The organism is Arcticibacter sp., from assembly GCF_053551015.1.
In genome coordinates, this window is record NZ_JBMQOB010000017.1 from 19,736 (window position 1) to 42,935 (window position 23,200).

General features: G+C 45.7%; 20 protein-coding genes. 15 read left to right on the forward strand and 5 right to left on the reverse strand.

Annotated features, from left to right (window positions below; genetic code table 11):
- The first annotated feature begins 11 nt into the window (after window positions 1-11).
- Window positions 12-1,280: an aminodeoxychorismate synthase component I gene (gene pabB, locus ACO1NU_RS11370; protein WP_448818605.1), complete on the forward strand. Its 1,269-nt coding sequence runs from the start codon at window positions 12-14 to the stop codon at window positions 1,278-1,280.
- Between the two features lies 1 nt (window position 1,281).
- Here pabB and ACO1NU_RS11375 read toward each other — a convergent pair whose 3' ends face one another.
- The 3 genes from ACO1NU_RS11375 to nadC are packed head-to-tail and all read right to left on the reverse strand — an operon-like array spanning window position 1,282 to window position 3,670.
- A complete protein-coding gene (locus ACO1NU_RS11375; RefSeq protein ID WP_448818606.1) occupies window positions 1,282-2,070 on the reverse strand; it encodes a M48 family metallopeptidase in 789 nt (262 codons plus the stop codon).
- A gap of 37 nt (window positions 2,071-2,107) precedes the next feature.
- Complete coding sequence (gene plsY / locus ACO1NU_RS11380; RefSeq protein ID WP_448818607.1) at window positions 2,108-2,758, reverse strand: glycerol-3-phosphate 1-O-acyltransferase PlsY; 651 nt, start codon at window positions 2,756-2,758, stop codon at window positions 2,108-2,110.
- Between the two features lie 60 nt (window positions 2,759-2,818).
- A complete protein-coding gene (nadC, locus tag ACO1NU_RS11385) occupies window positions 2,819-3,670 on the reverse strand; it encodes a carboxylating nicotinate-nucleotide diphosphorylase (RefSeq protein WP_448818608.1) in 852 nt (283 codons plus the stop codon).
- Between the two features lie 113 nt (window positions 3,671-3,783).
- Here nadC and gpmI point away from each other — a divergent pair, with 113 nt between their 5' ends.
- Window positions 3,784-5,304 (forward strand): 2,3-bisphosphoglycerate-independent phosphoglycerate mutase, encoded by a 1,521-nt coding sequence (gpmI, locus tag ACO1NU_RS11390; protein WP_448818609.1) that lies wholly within the window; start codon window positions 3,784-3,786, stop codon window positions 5,302-5,304.
- A complete protein-coding gene (locus ACO1NU_RS11395) occupies window positions 5,291-5,827 on the forward strand; it encodes a hypothetical protein (protein WP_448818610.1) in 537 nt (178 codons plus the stop codon). Before gpmI ends, ACO1NU_RS11395 begins: the two co-directional genes overlap by 14 nt.
- A 48-nt stretch (window positions 5,828-5,875) precedes the next feature.
- Here ACO1NU_RS11395 and ACO1NU_RS11400 read toward each other — a convergent pair whose 3' ends face one another.
- Complete coding sequence (locus tag ACO1NU_RS11400; protein ID WP_448818611.1) at window positions 5,876-6,517, reverse strand: tetratricopeptide repeat protein; 642 nt, start codon at window positions 6,515-6,517, stop codon at window positions 5,876-5,878.
- A 276-nt stretch (window positions 6,518-6,793) separates the two neighbouring features.
- Between ACO1NU_RS11400 and lon the strand changes: the two genes are divergently transcribed.
- From lon to cmk, 3 genes are all read left to right on the forward strand, one after another.
- On the forward strand, window positions 6,794-9,247 hold the full coding sequence (gene lon / locus ACO1NU_RS11405) for an endopeptidase La (RefSeq protein ID WP_448818612.1): 2,454 nt from the start codon (window positions 6,794-6,796) through the stop codon (window positions 9,245-9,247).
- A gap of 338 nt (window positions 9,248-9,585) precedes the next feature.
- Window positions 9,586-10,545 (forward strand): lipid A deacylase LpxR family protein, encoded by a 960-nt coding sequence (locus ACO1NU_RS11410; protein WP_448818613.1) that lies wholly within the window; start codon window positions 9,586-9,588, stop codon window positions 10,543-10,545.
- An 85-nt stretch (window positions 10,546-10,630) separates the two neighbouring features.
- Window positions 10,631-11,305: a (d)CMP kinase gene (cmk, locus tag ACO1NU_RS11415; RefSeq protein ID WP_448818614.1), complete on the forward strand. Its 675-nt coding sequence runs from the start codon at window positions 10,631-10,633 to the stop codon at window positions 11,303-11,305.
- A 35-nt stretch (window positions 11,306-11,340) separates the two neighbouring features.
- Here cmk and ACO1NU_RS11420 read toward each other — a convergent pair whose 3' ends face one another.
- Window positions 11,341-11,541 carry a hypothetical protein gene (locus ACO1NU_RS11420; protein WP_448818615.1) on the reverse strand — a complete coding sequence of 67 codons (201 nt, stop codon included), beginning with the start codon at window positions 11,539-11,541 and terminating at the stop codon, window positions 11,341-11,343.
- 172 nt (window positions 11,542-11,713) lie between these two features.
- Between ACO1NU_RS11420 and rpsA the strand changes: the two genes are divergently transcribed.
- From rpsA to ACO1NU_RS11465, 9 genes are all read left to right on the forward strand, one after another.
- Window positions 11,714-13,672, forward strand: coding sequence for a 30S ribosomal protein S1 (gene rpsA / locus ACO1NU_RS11425; protein WP_448818616.1), 1,959 nt, complete (start codon window positions 11,714-11,716; stop codon window positions 13,670-13,672).
- Window positions 13,673-13,769: 97 nt separating this feature from the next.
- The gene (gene pyrR, locus ACO1NU_RS11430) at window positions 13,770-14,315 is read left to right on the forward strand and encodes a bifunctional pyr operon transcriptional regulator/uracil phosphoribosyltransferase PyrR (RefSeq protein WP_448818617.1); all 546 of its coding nucleotides are present in this window, start codon (window positions 13,770-13,772) and stop codon (window positions 14,313-14,315) included.
- A 42-nt stretch (window positions 14,316-14,357) separates the two neighbouring features.
- On the forward strand, window positions 14,358-15,296 hold the full coding sequence (locus ACO1NU_RS11435; protein ID WP_448818618.1) for an aspartate carbamoyltransferase catalytic subunit: 939 nt from the start codon (window positions 14,358-14,360) through the stop codon (window positions 15,294-15,296).
- A 167-nt stretch (window positions 15,297-15,463) separates the two neighbouring features.
- Complete coding sequence (locus ACO1NU_RS11440) at window positions 15,464-18,493, forward strand: tetratricopeptide repeat protein (protein ID WP_448818619.1); 3,030 nt, start codon at window positions 15,464-15,466, stop codon at window positions 18,491-18,493.
- Window positions 18,494-18,499: 6 nt separating this feature from the next.
- Window positions 18,500-20,158 carry a hypothetical protein gene (locus ACO1NU_RS11445; RefSeq protein ID WP_448818620.1) on the forward strand — a complete coding sequence of 553 codons (1,659 nt, stop codon included), beginning with the start codon at window positions 18,500-18,502 and terminating at the stop codon, window positions 20,156-20,158.
- 40 nt (window positions 20,159-20,198) lie between these two features.
- Window positions 20,199-21,251: an HU domain-containing protein gene (locus tag ACO1NU_RS11450; RefSeq protein WP_448818621.1), complete on the forward strand. Its 1,053-nt coding sequence runs from the start codon at window positions 20,199-20,201 to the stop codon at window positions 21,249-21,251.
- A 5-nt stretch (window positions 21,252-21,256) separates the two neighbouring features.
- Window positions 21,257-21,961: a MotA/TolQ/ExbB proton channel family protein gene (locus ACO1NU_RS11455; protein ID WP_448818622.1), complete on the forward strand. Its 705-nt coding sequence runs from the start codon at window positions 21,257-21,259 to the stop codon at window positions 21,959-21,961.
- A 6-nt stretch (window positions 21,962-21,967) separates the two neighbouring features.
- The gene (locus tag ACO1NU_RS11460) at window positions 21,968-22,363 is read left to right on the forward strand and encodes an ExbD/TolR family protein (RefSeq protein WP_448818623.1); all 396 of its coding nucleotides are present in this window, start codon (window positions 21,968-21,970) and stop codon (window positions 22,361-22,363) included.
- 3 nt (window positions 22,364-22,366) lie between these two features.
- On the forward strand, window positions 22,367-23,185 hold the full coding sequence (locus ACO1NU_RS11465) for an energy transducer TonB (protein WP_448818624.1): 819 nt from the start codon (window positions 22,367-22,369) through the stop codon (window positions 23,183-23,185).
- Window positions 23,186-23,200 lie beyond the last annotated feature (15 nt).

Consider the following 23,200-nt stretch of genomic DNA (forward strand, 5'->3'; position numbering starts at 1 on the left):
ACAATCTGATCATGCAATCTTTTGATTGTATAGTTGATAATATATCCATATTTAAGCATAAAGCTTTACAATGGGCCACTTCTTTCGAAGTGGCCTGTTTTTTTGACTCCAACGGCTACGAAGACCGCTATTCCAGTTATACTGCTGTGATCGCTGCCGGAGTGAAGACGGAATTCGCCCCCCAGCCTGGAGAGGCGTTCAGCGGACTCGGCAACTTCCTGAAGGATCATCCTTCCTTTACGCCGGGTTTCATGTGCTACGACCTGAAGAACGAACTTGAAAGTCTCCGTTCTGAAAATCCCGACCTGCTGCATTTTCCGGATATGTATTTCTTCGTACCACAGCACCTCATCCTGATCAAAGAAAATACGGTTGAAATCCTCTCAGAGCAGCCTGCACTGTTCGAAGAAATAAACGCCTGTATTCCCACGTTCAATTCCCTTCAATTCGACGGTGAGTTGCAGGCAACGCTGTCAAGGGAAGAATATATCAGGAAGGTGGATCGCATCAAAGAACATATCCTCCGCGGAGATATTTACGAGATGAACTTCTGCCAGCAGTTCTACGCAAAGGCAGAACAGCTCGACCCGCTCGCCGCTTTTATCAAGTTGAACGAGACTTCCCCTGCTCCTTTTTCGTCCTTTTTCAAGCTTCGCGACAAGTTTATCATGTCGTCTTCTCCCGAACGCTTTATTAAAAAAAGCGGGACTAAGGTCATCTCCCAGCCTATCAAGGGTACCGCGCCACGCGGAGCAAATGAAACTGAGGATGAGCTGCTGAAGCGTACCTTACAACAGAACGATAAGGAAATAGCAGAGAATGTGATGATCGTCGACCTGGTCAGAAACGACCTAACTAAATCCGCTCTTCCCGGTTCGGTGAAGGTGGAAGAACTCTGTGAGATCTATTCCTTTCAGCAGGTTCATCAGATGATCTCCACAGTCACTTCCCAAGTCGCCAGGAATACCGATGTTGTCGAAATCATCAGCAACGCTTTCCCGATGGGCTCCATGACGGGCGCACCAAAAGTTCGTGCGATGGAGTTGATTGAAGAGTTTGAAGAAACGAAAAGGGGGATTTATTCGGGAGCTGTAGGCTACTTTGACGAACAGCAGAATTTTGATTTCAATGTCGTGATCAGGAGCCTGATCTATAATCAAAGCAATCGCTTTGTTTCCTTCCAGGTTGGAAGTGCAATAACCTTTGCTTCCGATGCTGCCCTTGAATACAAGGAGTGCATGCTGAAAGCAAAGGCTATGTTAGAGGTTTTAAGCAGATAAACTACTTTCCGGTATAATACTTCATCGCTTCTGGTAAGCGCTTCTGAATATCATTGATACGGGTAGCATCGCTCGGGTGCGTGCTCAGGAACTCAGGTGTTGCACCGTTGCTCTGCTTTGCAGCAGCCATGCGCTGCCAGAAAGTAACTGCATTGCTCGGATTGTAGCCGGCCATGGCCATGAAGATCAGTCCTAAACGGTCTGCTTCTGATTCCTGACTTCTTCCGTATTTCAACAGGGCAAGCTGTCCGCCTAATCCGTAAAGCTGTGAAATGCCTTCAGAACCGGTAGCCGCACCTACAACGCCACCTAGCGCCTGTGCGCCCAGCGTCTGCGAGTAGCGTTCTTCTGAATGCCTTGCAATAGCATGGGCAATCTCATGTCCCATTACAGTAGCCAGGCCCGCTTCTGTTTGCGTAACCGGCATGATGCCTGTATATACGGCAACTTTACCGCCTGGCATACACCATGCATTGATGTCTTTGCTCTTGATCAGGTTAAACTCCCAGGTGAAGTTATATTGATTAGCGTAGCCATTTTGGCTGAGGTACTTATCAATAGCGGTAGCAATCCTGCTGCCCACTTTCTTCACGAGTTGGGCGTCAGCACCCGAACTGACCACCACATTTTTAGGGTCCTTTAAAAACTCCCGGTATGCCTGAACCGATTGTGTCTGAATTTCCTGCGAATTAGCTAGGTTTAACTGCCTTCTGCCCGTTAGCGGAACCGTCGAGCAGGCCGCTAATACAGCTATCAGTATAAAAGTAAATGGTGATTTTAAGCGTTTCATATGAGTAAGTGTGAATTTCTCAATGCAACAAAAAAACCTATACAGCGGTTTTCTTTTTGAATACATTTATCTTCGACTCCTTGCCCTTCAGCAAACGTTCGATGTTCTTCTGATGTGTGATCAGGATGAGAACACAAATGCACATGCCGTATAAAACGATCGACCGGAGCGGCGAATGAAAGATAAATATAATACTCAACGGGAAAGAGAATCCCGCGATGATTGAACTCAGTGATACATACCGGGTCAGCATCAGCACAGTAAGGAACACCGATACGCAAACCACAGAAGCCTGGAAATGAACGGCCAGCACCATACCGAATAAGGTGGCAATACCCTTGCCGCCCCTGAACCCTGCGAAGATTGGGAATAAATGCCCCATCACCGCTGTGATGCCTAATGCCAGCTGATAATTGACGAATTGGATGGAATGTTGAGGCCCCGTGATGGAAAGCCCGATAAAATAGGCCAGATTGGTAGCCGTAAATCCTTTTAGAATATCAAGAACCATCACAGTCACGCCGGCCTTAGTCCCCAGCACCCGGAAAGTGTTGGTCGCGCCAGCATTTCCGCTCCCGTATTCGCGAACGTCAATCCCGTAAAAAGCTTGCCCGATCCAGACTGCACTGGGAACCGATCCAAAAAGATAAGCAGCCAAAATAGCTGCAAGAGAATATATGGATATCATTCAGTGTGCAATAATACTAAAAATCAAGAATTAATTGAACCTAATCTTCCTGTTCCGCATTTAGCGGATCGCCTTTAAACTCATATCCAGGCTCTTAACCGAATGAGTAAGTGCACCCATGGAAATATAGTCTACGCCGCATTCTGCGTAGCGGATAATGTCATCTTCTACAATCCCGCCGGACGCTTCAGTTGCATACCTGCCGTCGATCATCTTCACAGCGGTTTTAAGCGTATCATAGTCAAAGTTGTCGAGAAGGATACGGTCTGCTCCACCAGCTTCGATCACTTCTTCCAGCTCGGCAATGTTTCTGACTTCAATCTCTATTTCAAGTGACAGGGACTTAGTCTTCAGATATTCCCTTGCTGCCTCCAGGGCGTTCTTTATGCCGCCTGCATAGTCTACATGATTATCCTTGATCAGGATCATGTCGTATAAGCCGAAGCGATGATTCACCCCGCCCCCTATTGCTACAGCTTTCTTTTCCAGGAACCTTAGGTTGGGAGTTGTCTTTCTGGTATCCAATACGCGGGTACCTGTTCCCTCTAGTTTAGAAACGATCCTTGAGGTTGTCGATGCTATCCCACTCATTCTCTGCATGGTATTCAAAACCAGTCTCTCTGCAACGAGTATGGAGTAAATACTGCCTGATACGGTCAGCGCGATATCGCCATACGAAACTTTTGCACCGTCCCCGATGTGTACACTCACTGATAATTCAGAATCAACACGCCTGAAGATTGCCAGGGCAACTTCAATTCCCGCCAGAACTCCTTCTTCCTTAATGATTAACCTGGCCGAGCCTTGCTTTCCTGATGGAATGGTCGACAGGGAGGTATGGTCACCGGTGCCGATGTCTTCTAAAAGTGCGTTTGTAATGAATTGATCAAGTAATTCTTCGTATTCTTTCATAAAGTGCGCTAAAATAAGAAATACATCAAAATTATCGTTTTGTTGGGCTACAAAACATAATAATATGATTCAGCTCACTTTGCATACTAATAATTCAAGTCTATATTTGTTGTGTGGAAAATAAAAAAGTAGCACTTATAATTCTTGATGGTTGGGGCTATGGCAAGGCCGATGCATCCAACGCGATCGTAGCGGCAAAGACTCCTTTCTTTGATCATCTGATCCAGACTTACCCGAACTCTAAGCTTGAAGCATCGGGCGTAGCGGTTGGATTACCTGCGGGACAAATGGGCAACTCAGAAGTTGGTCACATGAACCTCGGCGCCGGCCGTGTTGTTTACCAGGAACTGGGCAGAATTCACAAAGCTGTTGATGATCTGGAATTCAACACAAATCCTGTTATTCAGGATGCATTTAAGTATGCCATCGCAGAAAAAAAGAACGTACACCTGATCGGCCTTGTTTCCGACGGAGGCGTGCATTCACATATCAAACATATTAAAGGACTTTGCGACGCGGCAAAAACTGCTGCCGTTCCGGGTGTTTTTCTTCACGCCTTTACTGACGGTCGTGATACCGATCCAAACGGAGGCAGGAACTACATCAAGGATCTCCTTGATTACACTGCCGATTCGCAGGTGCAGATCGCGTCAATGATCGGTCGCTATTATGCGATGGACCGCGACAACAGATGGGAACGCGTAAAGCAGGCTTATGATCTTCTCGTACACGGAACAGGATCACACACCAACGATCTGATCGCTTCTCTGGAAGAGTCGTATGCTGAAGGCATCACTGATGAGTTTATCAAACCAACCGTGAAAGTGGATGAGTTCGGTGCGCCGATCACCCGTATCAAGGAAGGCGATGTTGTCATTTGCTTTAACTTCAGAACAGACCGCGGGCGCGAGATCACGGTAGCCCTGACTCAGAAGGCATTCCCTGATTACGACATGGTTCCTCTGGATCTTCGTTATATCACCATGACCACCTATGATGATACTTTCAAAGGTGTGCAAAGCATATTTACAAAAGACGACCTTTCGGACACTTTAGGTGAGGTTCTTGAAGCTAACAACAAGACGCAGGTGCGTATTGCCGAAACTGAAAAGTATCCGCACGTAACCTTCTTCTTCTCCGGAGGTAAGGAAACTCCTTTCGTAGGCGAAAAACGCTTGTTAATCCCTTCTCCTAAAGTAGCGACCTATGACCTGCAGCCTGAAATGAGCGCACAGGGTATCCGCGATGCGATCTGTGAAGAAATCCCTGAAGGAAAGCCGGACTTTATCTGCCTGAACTTCGCAAACCCAGATATGGTTGGCCACACGGGTGTTTTCTCAGCAGTGGTAAAAGCGGTTGAAACCGTAGACGGCTGCCTGAAAGACGTAGTGGAATGTGGCCTGGAGAACGGATACTCGTTCATCATCATTGCCGATCACGGTAATGCAGACTACATGATCAATGAAGATGGTTCAGTGAACACGGCTCATACAACGAACCTGGTTCCCTGCATTCTGATCGACAAAGACTACAAGCAGGTAGCAGATGGAAAACTCGGCGATGTCGCCCCTACCGTATTGCGTATCCTGGGCGTACCTATCCCGGAAAAAATGACCGGAAATGTCCTTATATAAACAAGTATTAACCACTTTCATTCTTCTGTACGCGACTTCGTGTACAGAAGATAAAAAAGCTCTGGACAATCAAAATGCATATTTTGACATCCGGGGCTTTTTCACTACAGAGGCTGCCCGCCTGGCTAAGCAGGATCCGATAATAACAAAGCGTGTAGATCACAATAATGACGCAGAAGAGAAAAAGCTGAAGATTAGCGACTGGAAACAGGAACTCGATCTCTTTATCTCGTCCGATATCAACAAACCTTCCTGGAAAGACAGCTATACCACCACCCGCGAGGGAAACGTGACAACCTATGCGGCAACTGATAGCAACCTGAAAGTTCAGAAGATCCGTTTGGAACGCACAGGAAAGAAAATATCTGCTATCGAGATCAACAACCGCGTCAACAATGAGATCTATCGCTCTACCGAAACGTTGACTTATTACCCCGACTCACTCTATCGGATCGTTAAGCGACAAGACGTGAGAGGGCTGGGAGAAAACAATTACAGCATAGATGGCAAAATAAAACCCTGAGCTCTTTCGAACCCAGGGTTTTTTATTGGTATCAAAATAAACTTTGGACTATCTGTCCAGATTAGCCATATAAACCTTCGCTTTTTTCATCTCGTCGGTAATATCTTTTCGTCCTGGATTCGCATCCAATACTTTTTGTAAGTCGCCGATGCAAGATTTAAAGGAGTTGGCAGCTGCTGACTTATCATAGAACTTAGGAATTTTCTGTCCCTTCAGGATGCCGTAATCGCGGTATGCCATCGCACGGTTCTGATATAACTTCTGATCTTCGGCATTCAGCTCGATAGCCTTGCTGTAGTCTCTGATAGAAGCAAGAAGAAGCTTTTCCTTCTCAGTTGCCGACAAGGTAGAGTTCATCTGAGTACCCATAACGTTTCTTGCTTTTCCACGGTAGTAGTACGCAGAGACGTTGTTTGGCTTCAGGTTAACTACTTGCCCGAAAGTGCTGATGGCTTTCGCGTAGTCGCCTGAATGATAATAAGAATATCCTAACATATAAAGAACGTCCGGATTCGAACCTTCCGCCGGAATGGCTTTTTCGAGATGAACAACTGCCTGCTTAAAATCACCGTCCATAAGGGCTTTCTGCCCCTGCTTTACATTGTTATTCTTAATTTCCTGAGTCTGTTGAGCACTAGCTGCTGAAACAAATAAAAAAACAAAAGAAAAAATTGATGCAATTAATTTCATTTTAAAAAACTTAAGTTCTGATCGTCCTATAACGAATGAGGTGTAATATTATTTCTATTTTTACGATTTACAAAATATAAATACCCAAACGTGAAAGGCGATATACGCTCATTAAATGGTAAAGTACGCTGATTTGTTTTAAAAAATTCTTCCTTGCATGTATGATTTACGTTAGCTAAGGAATTTTGGCATACCGCTTGCACCTATAGGTGATAACACGAAAACACCATCTTAAATAAAAATTCACTGTCAGAATGACGTTAAATAAGGATATAGATGAATAACCTCCTTGATTTTAATCACTCATTACCTATAATAAACGAAGACACCGAATTCTTTCCCCTTATGTCTCAGGAGGATGAAGAGGAAATGAATAATGAGGATACGCCGGAAATGCTGTCAATATTGCCGCTGAGGAATACCGTATTGTTCCCTGGCGTAGTTATTCCGATCACTGTTGGCCGGGATAAATCCATTAAGCTGATAAAGGATGCATACAAAGGAGACCGCACCATCGGTGTGGTGTCTCAACGAGACGTGGCCATTGAAGATCCCACCTTTGATCAACTGAATCAAGTGGGTACCGTAGCGCTTATTATCAAGATGCTACAGATGCCCGATGGCAGCACAACTGTTATCATCCAGGGAAAGCAACGCTTCAAACTGAACGAAGAAGTTCAGGTAGATCCATATATGAAGGCCACTATTGTCAAGTTTGAGGAGATCCGTCCCAAATCAGACAAACAGTTCAAGGCCATGGTCGGATCGATCAAAGACCTGGCTATGCAGATCATCCAGCTGTCTCCTCACCTTCCAAGTGAGGCAGGTATCGCAATAAAAAACATTGAAAGCCCTTCATTCCTGATCAACTTCATCTCATCAAATATGAATGCAGATGTGACGGTGAAACAGAAAATGCTGGAAGTGGCTAATCTTCACGAAAGAGCAACCATGGTACTGGAGCACCTCACGGTGGATCTCCAGATGCTGGAACTCAAGAACCAGATTCAGTCGAAAGTCCGTACCGACCTCGACAAGCAACAAAGGGACTATTTCCTGAATCAGCAGCTGAAAACCATCCAGGAAGAACTGGGCGGTAACAGTCCGGACCTCGAACTCGAGAACCTCCGGGAGCGCGCTGCCAAGAAGAAATGGTCCACCGATATTACGGATCACTTCACGAAAGAGCTGGAAAAACTGGGGAGAATGAACCCCGCTGCGGCCGATTATTCTGTACAGGTAAATTACCTGGAGCTGATACTTGACCTTCCATGGAATGAATTTTCCAAAGACAACTTCGACCTGAAGCGAGCTGAAAAGATCCTCGACAAAGACCATTACGGTCTGGACAAGGTTAAACGCCGCATAATCGAGTATCTTGCCGTACTGAAGCTGAAGCAGAATATGAAGGCTCCTATCCTTTGCCTTGCAGGCCCTCCGGGAGTCGGAAAAACGTCCCTAGGTAAATCCATCGCACGTGCGCTGGGCCGTAAGTACGTCCGTATTGCCCTGGGAGGTGTTCATGACGAAGCTGAAATCAGAGGTCATCGCAAAACCTATATCGGTGCGATGCCCGGACGGATCATCCAGTCGCTCAAAAAAGCAGGTACCTCCAATCCGGTATTCGTGCTCGACGAGATTGACAAGGTTGGAAACGACTTCAGGGGCGATCCCTCTTCTGCCCTGCTAGAGGTTCTGGATCCGGAGCAGAACAATGCGTTTTACGACCACTATGTTGAGCTCGACTACGATCTTTCGAACGTTATGTTCATCGCTACGGCCAACTCACTGAGTTCCATTCATCCTGCACTGCTCGACCGTATGGAGATCATCGAGGTGAACGGATATACTATCGAGGAAAAGATTGAGATTGCCAAACAGCACCTGCTGCACAAACAAATTGAGCAACATGGCCTGACTAAAAAAGACGTTACCCTGAAACCAGTGGTGATTGAAAAGATCATCGAAGACTATACCCGCGAGTCGGGCGTACGTGGTCTCGAGAAGAAGATCGGATCCCTGGTCAGAGGTATAGCCACCAAAATTGCCATGGAAACCGAGTATACGTCGGCGTTGAGCAAGAACGATGTAGAAACCATTTTGGGCCCTCCTATCTTCGACAAAGATCTTTACGAAGGTAACGATGTTGCCGGAGTAGTAACCGGCCTGGCCTGGACACAGGTTGGCGGAGATATTCTGTTCATCGAAGCAAGTCTGAGCCCTGGTAAAGGAAAAATGTCGCTTACCGGGAATCTGGGGGATGTGATGAAAGAATCAGCCACCATTGCGATGGCGTATCTGCGAGCACATTCACGCAAGTTCGGCATTGACCACCGCTTATTCGACCTGTGGGATATCCACGTACACGTTCCGGCCGGCGCAACACCTAAAGACGGGCCATCAGCAGGTATCACCATGCTGACTGCACTAACGTCCGCCTTTACGCAGCGTAAGGTTAAGCAGAATTTAGCGATGACAGGCGAGATCACCCTCAGAGGCAAGGTACTTCCTGTAGGAGGAATAAAAGAAAAGATCCTCGCAGCGAAACGTGCTAATATTAAAGATATCATCCTCTCCAAGAGCAACGAAAAAGATATCAGGGAGATTAAGGAAAGCTATATAAAAGATCTGAACTTCCATTATGTGACAGAGATGAGAGAAGTGATTGATCTCGCCCTATCACAGGAAAAAGTGAAGGATCCTATTGATCTGACGATCAAAGAGGCATAAGATTCTGATGGAGTTATAAAAAATGGGGAATGGCGCAAGCTGTTCCCCATTTTTTATAACTCCATGCTTTGCGTATACTGGCTGATGCCCCCTTCTCGCCCGGATATCTGCAAGACAAATAGACGATGCTCTTAAGGATTTGGCACAGAGGTTGGTCACCCGACGCTCACCCGGCATTCAACCTTCGGTAACCCAACCTTACCGCGAAAATGTAAGGTGAATCAAGTCTGACCGCCGACACAATCAATTACTCCCTTTCCGCATGATACCGTCATATACTAATATTTTCACGCTCTTGCACTTGGCGTAAAAATATTTCCATATTTGCTATTAACTATATGAACAGACTTAAAGCCATTGCCCTCGCCATTTTGCTGATCCCGGCTATTTCAGTGAGCGCACAAACCGGAAATTATAACAGCAGCTTCGGCTTTCGTACAGAAAATGATGCCTATCTGGGCTTCGGTTCCGACAGGTACTATACAAACGGACTCTTCATCAGCTATAGTCATGCCGTCAGGGAAACTGACACTACTGCGGCATTGATCAAGAAGATCTGGGAAGTAGAAGTCGGCCAATCGATTTATAATGCGCAAACCGGGGCTGTTCCCGACATCAGCTATGTGGACCGGCCATTTGCAGGATTTCTCTATGGTTCTGTGAAGATGAACTGGTACAAGAAAGATGAGAGTCAGTTCAGCGCGGGGTTAACAATCGGAACGATCGGACCAAACTCACTGGCACAGGATGCTCAGGAACTGCTGCACGATGCTGTGGGCTTCTACGAGATCAACGGCTGGCAATATCAGGTAAAGAACGAGCTGGGCGTAAACGCCCGCTTCGAATACAAGCGACTGCTGGCCCGTCCAGGTAAGAGTACTGATTTCAGTGCGGCGGGACAAGCCTCACTGGGCACGACCTTTAGCTCAGCAGCGGCAGGGGTGTTATTCCGTGCGGGTGAGATCAATAAGCTGTTTGGATCTGCCAGCACGGGCAGCCGCATTTCCAACGAACAGGGGTCGGTAGTTCCCGATAAGGAATTTTTCTTCTACACCCAGCCCATGCTCCAGTTCGTTGCTTATGACGCCACGATACAGGGCGGTATGTTCAGAGATGACAAAGGTTCGGTCACTTATACGCCCAGGCGCATCGTTTACAGCCAGGAACTTGGCGTCAAATACACGAAAGACCGCTGGCTGCTTAGCTTTTCGGCGATATTCAAGACCAAAGAACTCAAATCGCAGGTCAAGTCGCACCAATACGGTTCAGCCAGCCTATTCTATAGTTTCGGACGATAAACGATGACAGTAGCGGGCTGTCAGTTTAATGGCAGAATCTCGTAATTATTTTCAGTGCTTCGCTATAAATAATAACTTTGCAGCGATGACAAACAACATTGTAATTGCCATAGATGGTTACTCCTCCTGTGGTAAAAGCACGCTCGCCAAAGCCCTCGCGAAGAAACTGCATTATATATATATAGATACAGGGGCCATGTACCGGGCCGTTACCTTATATTTCCAAAGGAACAATATTGATCTGACGAACGAAGAGCAGATCAGGGAGGCACTGAAAGATATACATCTGAACTTTCATTCGCGCGACTACCAGACGCACATTACCCTTAATGAAGAGGAAGTGTCTGATGAAATCAGAAGAATGGAGGTATCTCAGCTCGTAAGCGAGGTCAGCACAATCAAATCCGTCAGAAAAGAGCTGGTTAAGCAGCAGCAGCGAATGGGCAGATCAAAGAATGTGGTAATGGATGGCCGTGATATTGGTACCATCGTATTTCCGGATGCTCCTGTCAAGATCTTCATGACTGCCGATCCCAAGATCAGAGCCGAGCGCCGGTATAAGGAGCTTCTGGCTAAGGGAGAAGATATCTCGATGGAAGAAGTCTTTGAAAACATCGCCCACCGGGATTACATCGACACTACCAGAAAAGAAAGTCCCCTGGTTCGTGCGCATGATGCCATTATTCTGGACAATACCGAGCTGAACGAAGAAGAGCAACTTCAGTTCGTTCTGGATCGCGTGAACACCCATAACAGGTAGTTCAGCGCGATTCACTCAGACGTCGGCGATCCGCGCTATTGCGGTTCGTCCTTGGGATCAGCAGTGCTGGTTTCGTCATGCTGCTGTTCATCCATAGGTTGCTCCCATCCCAGGCGGTTTTCGCGGTCGGGTGTCTTGAACGCGTCATCTTCATGTTTCTTAGTGATCTTCTGGTCGTCATTATTTCCAGAAGGCTTGTTCTCTCTTATAGGATTCTGTTTATTGCTATTTTCCATTTTCAATAGGTTTTCATGTTTCAAAGGTAACAGAAGCGGAAGATCATTGTTTCGCCAGGCTACCAGCTTTAGAAAATACCTAAAAATCAATAAAATAATTTTTAATTATCAAAATAACTTTAGTTACCTTTGCGATTCCGATTTAAATCGGGAAAAGGAGATAAATTAATTAATGGCCAAAAAACAAGAAGCAGAAAAGGAGCTACAAGCTAAGTCAGCGGAACTCCATGACAACGAAACCAACACGGTTAAAGAAAACATTGAATCAGAAGCTGATTCTTTGTCAATTGAAGACATTAAGTCTAAAACCCTAATTACGCCGGCCGGCGATTTTGATTGGGATGCAGATGATAAAGGTTTTGGTAACTACAGCGATGAAGAGCGTGCCAAACTGGAGCAACTGTATGCCGGAACATTTAATTCGATCAGCAAAGGTGAGATCATCTCAGGTATTGTTGTATCAATTAACAACAAAGACGTAGTATTAAACATCGGATTCAAATCAGATGGTATGGTTTCACTATCTGAATTCCGCGATACTCCGGATTTGAAAGTTGGTGATTCAGTTGACGTATTTGTAGAATCACAGGAAGACGCTAATGGTCAATTGGTTCTTTCACGTAAACGTGCTAAAACTCAGCGTTCATGGGAGCTCATCAATGAAGCTTTGGAAAATGACACGATCATCAATGGTTTTGTTAAAAGCCGTACTAAGGGTGGTCTTATCGTTGACATCATGGGAGTTGAAGCATTCCTTCCAGGATCTCAGATCGACATCAAGCCGATCCGTGATTACGATGTTTACGTAGGTAAGACAATGGAATTCAAAGTGGTGAAAATTAATCACGAATTCAAAAACGTGGTTGTTTCTCACAAGGTTCTTATTGAAGACGATCTGGAAAATCAAAAAACAGAGATCGTTGCCAAACTTGAAAAAGGTCAGGTTCTTGAAGGAACTGTTAAGAACATCACTGATTTCGGTGTGTTCATTGACCTTGGAGGTGTTGACGGACTATTGCACATTACAGATATTTCATGGGGTCGTATCGAGCATCCGAAGGAAGTATTGGCACTTGATCAGAAGATCAACGTGGTTGTACTTGACTTTGATGATGAGAAGAAACGTATTGCCCTTGGTTTAAAACAACTTACTTCTCACCCATGGGCTTCTCTTGATACAACAATCGAGATCGGTTCAAGAGTTAAAGGTAAGATCGTTACTGTTGCTGATTACGGTGCTTTCCTTGAAATCACTCCAGGTGTAGAAGGACTGATCCACGTATCAGAAATGTCTTGGTCTCAGAACCTGCGTAACCCTCAGGAATTCCTGAAGGTAGGTGACGAGATCGAAGCTCAGGTATTAACATTAGACCGCGACGAGCGTAAGATGAGCCTGGGTATCAAACAACTGACTCCAGATCCTTGGCAGAACATCGCTGAGAGATATCCAATCGGAAGCAAACACACTGCTGTTGTTAAGAACATGACTAACTTCGGTGTATTTGTTGAGATCGAAGAAGGTATCGACGGATTGATCCACATCTCAGACCTTTCATGGTCTAAAAAGATCAACCATCCGAACGAATTTACTAAGGTAGGTGAAGTTCTTGATGTTGTTGTTCTTGAACTTGATGAGGATAACCGTAAACTGAGCCTGGGTCACAAGCAATTAGAAGAAAACCCTTGGGATACTTTTGAAACAATCTTCACTGTGGATTCTATCCACGAAGGAACTGTTTTGAAGGTTACTGAGAAAGGTGCTATCGTTGCTTTACCTTACGGTGTTGAAGGTTTCTCTCCAAGCAAGCACTCTATCAAAGAAGATGGAAAAGCGCTTAAAGCTGAGGAAACTGCAGAATTTAAGATCATTGAATTCAGCAAGGATGCTAAACGTATCGTAGTTTCTCATTCACGTATCTGGGAAGATGCACGTTCTGACGCTAGATCTGCTGAGGTTTCTCAGAAGAAAAACGACCAGAAAGCTACTTCAAGTGCAGTGAAGAAGGTTAAAGATTCAGTTGAAAAATCTACATTAGGAGATCTTAGTGTATTGGCTCAATTGAAGCAACAGATGGAAGGTGCTGAAAGTCAGGCACGCCAGTCTAAGCCTTCAGACGAAGAAGCTGAATAATAACAGTATTCTGAATATTTAAAAGCCCTGCCGTAAATACGGCAGGGCTTTTTTTATGAGTATAGTTTATTTTTTTTATTTTTGCGCAAATCAAAACATGCAAAATCTAACTCTGCTTGACGGCCAAAAGTTCCAGATTACGATTCAGCGGCTGTGTCATCAGCTGATTGAAAATCATGACGACTTTTCAAACTCCGTTATCCTGGGTATACAACCCAGAGGCATTTATCTGGCGAACAGGATTGCTTCTGAATTAAAGCAGATACTGCCGCAGGCCAATATCTTACATGGCAGTCTGGACATCACCTTTTTTAGGGATGACTTCAGAAGGCGCGAAATTCCCCTCCTGCCTAATGCAACAAGTATTGATTTCATCATTGAAGGTAAAAAGGTTATCCTCGTAGACGACGTGCTCTGGACTGGGCGAACCATACGCTCAGCTATGGATGCCATGCTTGCATTCGGAAGGCCCCAGAAAGTAGAACTCCTGGTGTTGGTTGACAGAAGATTTTCGCGCGACTTACCGATAGAGCCTGATTATATCGGGATACAAGTGGATTCCATCAACTCTCAGCGGGTTATTGTTTCATGGAAAGAAACAGATAAGGAAGATACCGTTATTCTCTTGTCAGAGAAAGACTAAAGATTTTATAAGTAAAATTCAGATTACATATACACTACATCCATGGCAGATCAAAATAAGGGCTTAAGTACAAAACATCTTCTGGGGATTAAAGATCTGAATGAGCGCGACATCCAGTTGATCTTTGAGACAGCCGATACCTTCAAGGACGTGCTGAACCGGCCTATTAAGAAAGTTCCCTCTCTGAGAGATGTGACTATCGCCAATGTTTTTTTCGAAAACTCAACACGGACCAGGCTATCTTTTGAACTCGCTCAAAAAAGACTTTCCGCAGATACTATCAACTTCGCTGCTTCCTCTTCTTCGGTAAGCAAGGGAGAAACCCTTATTGATACAGTCAACAATATCCTGGCCATGAAGGTCGACATGATCGTCATGCGACACCCCTACCCTGGAGCAGGCGTATTCCTGAGCAAGCATGTCAATGCCCAGATTGTGAATGCAGGCGACGGTGCACATGAGCATCCCACACAGGCACTTCTCGACGCTTTTTCTATTCGCGAAAAGTTAGGAGACGTAGCCGGTAAAAAGGTCGCCATTATCGGAGATATCCTCCACTCCCGCGTGGCTTTGTCGAACATCCTCTGTCTGCAGATGCTGGGTGCGGAAGTCATGGTTTGCGGACCGACTACCCTGATCCCAAAATACATAAAAAGCCTCGGTGTTAAAGTAGAATACAACCTGATGGACGCCCTGAACTGGTGCGATGTTGCCAACATGCTCCGCATCCAGATGGAAAGACAGGACATCAAATATTTCCCTTCATTAAGGGAGTACTCCATGATGTATGGTGTTAATAAACGGATTCTTGACTCTCTGGATAAGGAGATCATTATTATGCACCCCGGACCGATTAACCGCGGCGTGGAAATTACCAGCGACGTGGCCGACAGCAAGCAATCCATCATTCTTGATCAGGTGGAAAACGGCGTTGCGATTCGCATGGCAGTCCTTTATCTTCTGGCTGGTCAAAAACCTTAGTATCAACTGCTTATTAAAGGTTACAACTTCCTGAGAAAATACTTTTCTTAAATATATACTAGTATTCGCTGCTTAAACGTTAATTTTGGCAGATTTCCACATTTGTTAACATCTATTGTGTGCAAGTGTGGTTTATAACTTGTTATTTAGCGATTTTAAAATTTGATATGCTTAGAAAATATATACTTGCTACGTCATTTGTATGCTTTTTTCATTTAGCAGAAGCCCAGCAATCGGAATGGTTTACCATCAACCAGGCTTATAAAAGTGGATTAGAGCTTTTTGAGAAAAAGAAATATGTGGCGGCAAGTGAACAGTTCAGTCGCGTAGAACAATCCGGCCTTAGTCCATCCTCCCAGCCACTTCCCGAAAATGAGCAGATATCCCTTTTAAAGGAAAATGCTCAATTCTACCAGGCAGTTTGTGCGCTGGAGCTGGGTAATGACAACGCTGAAAGTCTATTTTTGCACTTCATCAAAGAAAACCCTGCAAGTGCCAATACTAAGTCGGCCTACTTCCAGATAGGTAAATCTTATTTTGACCGTAAAAATTACGAAAAGGCGGTAGAATGGTTCAGTAAGACAGAAGCGGGCAATCTGGCAGGAAGAGAAGCGGATGAATACCGGTTTAAACTGGGTTACGCTTATTTCGTTGGCAAGAACTACAATGGTGCAGAACCTCTATTTGCTGAGTTAAAAGACGGCAAGAGTGAGTATGCAGAGTCATCTATCTATTACTACGCTTACCTGAATTACCTGGCTGCCGACTATCAGACCGCATTAAGAGAATTTGAGCGACTGAAAAATTCGACTCGCTACCGGGCGAGCTATCCTTATTATATTTCTGCTCTGTACTTCCTGGATAAGCGCTACGATGATGTTCTGGCTTATACTATCCCTGCTATAGAGACGATCGACCAGCAATATAAGGCGGAGATGTACCGGATCGTGGCAGCAACATATTTTGCAAAGTCAGACTTCAAGAGCTCGCTCGACTATTACCTGAGATTCCAGAACCTGGATCAGGGTAAAACACAAAACAACCAGGATAACTATCAGCTTGGTTACATCTACGTACAGCAGAAAGAATACGAGAAAGCTATCAAGGAACTGGAGAAAATGAACACTCCGGATATCCATTATCAGAACGGGATGATCGTTCTGGGAAGTGCACTGATCAAAACCAATAATAAACAAAGTGCCCGCAACGCCTTTTTCAGGGCATCTCGCCTTGACTTCGATCCTAAATTGAAAGAGGAAGGCTTGCTGAATTACGCAAAACTTTCACAGGAGCTGGAATTCCATACCGTAGCACTCGACGCGGTTCAGGAGTTCATCAAGACCTACCCGAGATCCACCCGGATAAATGAGGCAAAGACCCTTCTTGGAGAAGTGCTTTTATCGACCAGAAACTTCAAGGAAGCAGTAAACATCCTGGAAACGATACAGAACAAAAATGAAGAGTCGCAAATGGTTTATCAGCGTGTGACTTACTTCCGTGGACTGGAATTCTATAACGAACGTGCGTTTGAAAACAGTATATCGATGTTCATGCGTTCCCAGAACAATTCAATCGATCCGGAAATCACTGCTCTGGCCACTTACTGGCTTGCTGAAGCCATGTTTGAGGTCCGTAAATACGGAGAGTCAGTTACCCAGTTTGAAAAGTTCCTGGCTATGCCGGCTGCAAAGAAAACAGACGTTTACAACTACGCCAACTATGCTTTAGGCTACTCGGCTTTTCAGAATGAAGGCTATAGCAAGGCCTCTAACTATTTCCTGCGCTTCCTGAACGGTAATGACAAGGATCAGAATACCATCGTAGATGCTACTCTCCGGCTAGCGGATTCCTACTTTGTCATGAAGAGCTATGATGCCGCGATGGCGCAGTATAACAAGATCATCGCATGGAAAAGTCCAGGTGAAGATTACGCTTTATTCCAGAAAGGAATGATCCAAGGATTACAGGGACAGAACGACCTGAAAATCTCGACTCACGAGGCTTTACTGCGACAGTTCCCGAATTCAAATTATTCAGACGACGCCGGATTCGAGATTGCCTATACTTATTTCGTAAAGGGTGACAACGAAAAATCAAAGACCGACCTGCAGGCGCTGATCGAAAAATATCCGAGAAGCAGCTATGTGCCGAGAGCATTGGTAACGATCGGTCTGGTTCAGTACAACGGCGATGAGAATGACGCGGCACTTGCTACCTTCCAACGTGTGGTACAGGACTACTCTACTACTGATGAAGCGAAGCTGGCACTAGAGTCGATCAAAAATATCTATCTGGACAAGGCAGATGCAAACGGGTTCCTGGCATACGCCAATACGACGAGCATTGGTAACCTGTCGACATCAGAGCAAGACAATATTACCTTCCAGGCGGCGAACAACCTGTTCCTGAAGGGCGACTCACAGGGAGCATTTGATGCGATCAATGCATACTTCGACAAGTTCCCTAAGCCGATCTACGAGAAACATGCGAAGTTTATTCGTGCAGAGAGCCTTGTGAAGCTGGGTCGTCCGGACGAAGCCATTCCCGACTATACTTTCATCCTGAATGACTGGACGAGTGATTACACAGAGCGTGCGCTGATCAGTATTTCCAAGCTTTACCTGAATCAGAAGAAATACAATGAAGCTGTTGTTTACCTGAAAAAACTGGAAACTACTTCAGAATACAAGGCGAACTACAGCTATGCCGTAAACAACCTGATGGAAGCGTATAGCAACATGAACATGCCGGATGACGTGCTGAAGTATGTGAAGCTTGTGCGTGCGTTTGACCGTGCATCGGAAGATGATAAGAACAGAGCAGGACTTTATGGTGGAAAGGCTTACCTGATGAAGGGTGACACCACATCTGCCGTAAAAGAACTAACCGCGGTTGCTACTAAAACCACCACAGCTACTGGAGCAGAAGCCCTATATACAGTGGCCAATGTGCAGTACCAGAAGAAAGACTACAAAACCTCTCAGAAGAACATACTGGACCTGGTGAAGAGAATGGAATCTCAGGATTACTGGGTTGCCAAAGCATATATCCTGCTTGCCGACAACTATGTAGCCCTTAAGGATACTTTCCAGGCAAAGGCCACTTTACAGAGCGTACTGGATAACTATGAAGGTAAGGACGACGTGCTGCCAACTGCGAAGTCAAAGCTGGATCAACTGAATACTAAGAACAAATAGGCTAGAATGAAACTGAATCATATTCCATATACAACTGCTATCTGCGCGCTTTTGATCTCGTCGGTTTCTTATGCACAAACCGAGGATCCAAAGAAGACAGAACCTGCAAAAAGTTCGTTAACAGAAGAAATCGTCGTTGAGCGACCATATAAACCTGTCTTAGCTGACGCCGCGAAAATCAGGAGAAGTCCCGATTTGAACAGCAACAGCGTATACAGACGCCCACTTAACTACTCGATATTCGACAAGAAGCTGGAAGTGAATACGGACATCCGTCAGCTGCAGGCTCAGGAGGTTGTACAAGGTGACCGTCCGCCTCTGAAGAATAATTATGCGAAGTTCGGACTGGGTAACTTCAGTACCGGTTTGGCAGAGCTTTATCTTAATACCGGTACAGACGAGGCCTTACAAGCAGGCTTCTTTGTGAAGCACCTGAATCAAAAAGGCGATTACGAGGGACAGAAGTTCTCCCGTCAGAGCGCCGGCATATTCGGAAAAAGCATTCAGGAGCAGGTATCCCTGTTCGGTGAGCTGGGATTTGAGAAGTTCGGAACCACTTACTACGGTCTGGATCCGGTAAGCAATCAGCCTTTCAGTGCTGATCCTGAAAAGCAGCGTTACAATACCTTTACGCTGAGAGGTGAGATGCTGAAGAACTACCGTGAAGAAGACGAGATTGACTATGCACTTAAAGCTGATGCTTATTTCCTTTCGGATAAGTTCAACGCAAAGGAAAATGCATTCGTGCTGAGCGGCTTTGTCAACAAGGTCTGGGATAAATTTAACGTGGGTGTGAATACATCACTGGACTTTACCCAAACGAAAGACTCAGCCTCTATAGGCAACCATATTTTCAGGGCTAACCCATACATCAAGTTACAGGGCACCAACTTCAAGTTAACGCTGGGTGCGAATCTGGTACAGGAGTTCGGTAGCAATTCAGGCTTCAACCTCTACCCTGCCATTACGGCCGAAATGCCGATCGTTCCTGAATTTGCCACCATCTTTGCGGGCTACACGGGCGACGTGAATAAATCAACGTTGAGAAACTTTTCCGATGAGAACCCTTATCTGAACAGGAACATCAGCATCCTCAACACCAATGAGACTGCAAATTTCTACGGAGGTATCAAGGGGAACGCAGGTGCAGGCTTCGGCTACAAGGCAACGCTTTCTTACAAGAAGCTGGAGAACATGGCACTGTTTATCAATAATCCAACCAATCCGGAACGTTTCGACGTGATCTATGACGACGCGAATGTGACAGGATTAGAGGGTGAGATTAATGTGAAGGTATCTGAAAGATTCAGCTGGCTTGGAAGAGTGTCGATCAATAACTACAACATGGATGTTCAGGAAAAGGCCTGGTTCAAACCAGACTTCAAACTGTTCACCAATGCTCGTGTGAAGGTGACCAAGGAGCTGACGCTGGATGGAGAGCTTGTGTTCAATGACGCAACATCCGCTATCTTGTCTACCCCTACTCCGAGCATTGTTAAGGTGAAAAGCTATGCTGATATCAGCGCCGGAGCAGAGTACCTCTACCAGGAGAAGGTAGGTATTTTCCTGCGCCTGAATAATATCGTTGGGAACAAGTACCAACGCTTCTTATACTACCCTCAGCTGGGTATGAACGTACTTGGAGGCATCAACTATTCATTCTGATATCTTTGCTAGATTGACTTTTTAGTGTAATTTTACGGGAATGAACATTTCGCTATATATATCGGAATTGCTACGGGATTATGATGAGGTATGTCTTTCTGATATAGGCACTTTCTATAAGGAGAGAACCCCGGCATCTTTTAACGAGGCGTCAGGTGTATTTAAAGCTCCTTATGATCAGGTGCGCTTCCGCTCTGCTGCGGACGGTGATGATGTTCTGGTTCGTTACATTAGTCAGGCTAAAAAGATCTCGGAAGCCTCATCCCGCTATTTCATTAATAAGTTCGTCAACAGCATACAGCAAAGTCTTGCTTCGGATAACCAGGTAGAGCTACAGCCTATTGGCATTCTCAAGAACGGACATTCCGGCTTACAGCTTATCGCTGCCGATAGCTCCCCTGCCTATTTCGGTCTTCCAGCTGTTCAGGACCCTGCTTACTCATCAAGGGTGCGCACACTGAATACCGCACAGGTAGAACAGGCAAACCAGCTTGAGGTGATGGAGGAGGAGTCGGAATCCTCAGGTACGGGTAAGACACTGACGATTGCATTCATCATTCTGCTGATCGCAGCAGGTCTGTTGTATGTGTTCCAACCCTCCCTGTTTAATTTGACGGCAGACAAACCGATAACAGAACGGAATAAGCCAAAGGTAGAAACACCTGCTGCTAGCAAGGCGGCTCCGGTAGCGGCGCCCGCAGAAACAATCAAAGACAGCAGTACCTCAGGGACAGCTGTCAATCATCAGGATTCCGTAAAAACACAGGTCAGGACACCAGCTACAACGCCGGTTACCACACCGGCCAAAACGCCTGTTAAGGCTACAGCTCCTGCAGCGGTAGCGGCGGCACCATCATTCGAAGTGATCGGCGCATCCTTTGCCTTGTCTTCAGAAGCGGAGACCTATGTGAAGCTCATGCAGAGCCGGGGCATCAAAGCCCGGGTGGTGGAAGATACAAGAAAACCAAAATACAAAATCAGCCTGGGTTCGTTCAGCACGTTTGAAGCAGCCAATGTTGAAAAACGGCGCGTACAAAGTACCTTTAACAAAGAGGCCTGGATCTTAACCGTAAACGATAAAGCTAAAAAATAACACACATGTTTTTATTACAAATCGATTCCTTTAACAACGTTACTCCCGACACTGTGGCAACTGCTACTACCCAGGCTTTGCAGGAAGCACAGGAACTCAGTTTCTTCGACCTTCTGCTGAAAGGCGGTTGGGTGATGCTTCCACTGGCACTTTTGTTTTTCCTCGGACTGGTCATCTTCATCGAACGCTACATCACCATCAGAAAAGCTTCAAGAAATGAATCTAACCTGATGTCGCAGGTGAAGCAAAGTGTACTGACAGGTCACCTCGACTCTGCCATTGCATTGTGCAGAAACAGCAACTCTCCACTAGGACGCATGCTTCAAAAGGGACTTCTCCGTATTGGTCGTCCGATCAAGGAAATTGAGGGAGCGATTGAAAACTTGGGTAAGCTGGAGGTTTCAAAGCTGGAGAAAAACATCAGTATCCTTGGTATCGTAGCAGGTATTGCACCAATGCTTGGGTTCGTGGGTACCATCCTTGGGGTTATCAAGATTTTTTACAACATCTCTTTAGCTGATAACATCAGTATTGGTCTTATCGCGGGAGGTTTATACGAGAAAATGATTACATCAGCCACAGGTCTGGCTATCGGTATCCTTGCATACGTAGGTTACCATATCCTGAACATCATGGTTGACCGCGTTATTTTAAGAATGGAAACAGATGCTATCGAGTTTGTAGATCTGTTAGACGAACCAGGAAGATAAACAGGCATGAATTTAAGAAAGAGAAATAGACCGGCAGCTGAAGTAAATACTTCGGCGATGAACGATATCATGTTCTTCCTGATGCTGTTCTTCCTGATCGCTTCTACAGTGACCAATCCGAACGTGATTAAGCTGATGCTGCCCAAGTCGGATACCGGACAATCTGTATCCAAGAAAACCGTTACTATATCAGTAACAGAAAACCTGGAGTATTTTCTGGATAAGCAGCCTGTAGCTGTCACCGAATTAGAGAGCAGATTGCAGGGTTTGAAGCAGCAGACAGATGAGCTGACAATTGTATTATATGTTGACCGCAAGGTTGCTATTCAGGACGTTGTTCAGATTATGGATGTTGCCAACAGATTGGCTATAAAACTTGTTTTAGCAACAGAACCTAAGTAAGGTATGCAGTACCAGGAAGAAAATAATTATCCGAAGGCGTTTATGATTGCCGGAGCTTTAATGGCTGCATTTCTGCTCCTCTGCTATATCCTGCGTTTCGGAATGAACACTCCTCAGGAAGTAGGAACCGGTGGCATCATCGTGAACTACGGAACTGCTGAGGAAGGTATGGGTGAGGATTACATGAGCATAGAGGAGCCGTCCATGGATCCGAATGCTAATAATACTCCGCCCGACAAAGTAGTTGAAGAATCACAGCCCCAACCTACCCCCTCAGCTGAAACCAGCGAGAAAACGGTAGTGACTCAGGAGATGGAAGATGCTCCGGTTATAAAGGCTAGTCCGAAAAAGACAACATCGACGGCTCCCGCAACTGCTGCTGAAGAGAAACCTTCAAAGCCGGCGGTTAACCAGAATGCGCTGTACAAAGGTAAAAAGACCAAAGGCTCAGGCCTCGGTGACGGTACCGGCAGTACTCCTGGTAATCAGGGTGACGTTGACGGGGATCCTCTGGCACCAAATTATGGCAGCGGCGGATCGGGTTTTGGAAACGTGAAGCTGGATCTGGCGAGCAGAAGGTTCATGAACCTGCCTAAGATTTCGGATGAAGGTCAGCTATCAGGGCGTATTGCCGTGGAGATCCGGGTCGACAAACGAGGTCAGGTTGTATTTGCCCGAGCCGGTGTTAAAGGAACCACTCTATCGGATCAGGCGCTTTGGAGAAAGTGTGAACAAGCGGTATTGGGCGCTAGTCTGAACCAGCTGGAATCAGCTCCGGATGTGCAGATCGGTGTAGTAGTCTTTAACTTCAAGGTAAAGTAAGGCGAAGGAATATAG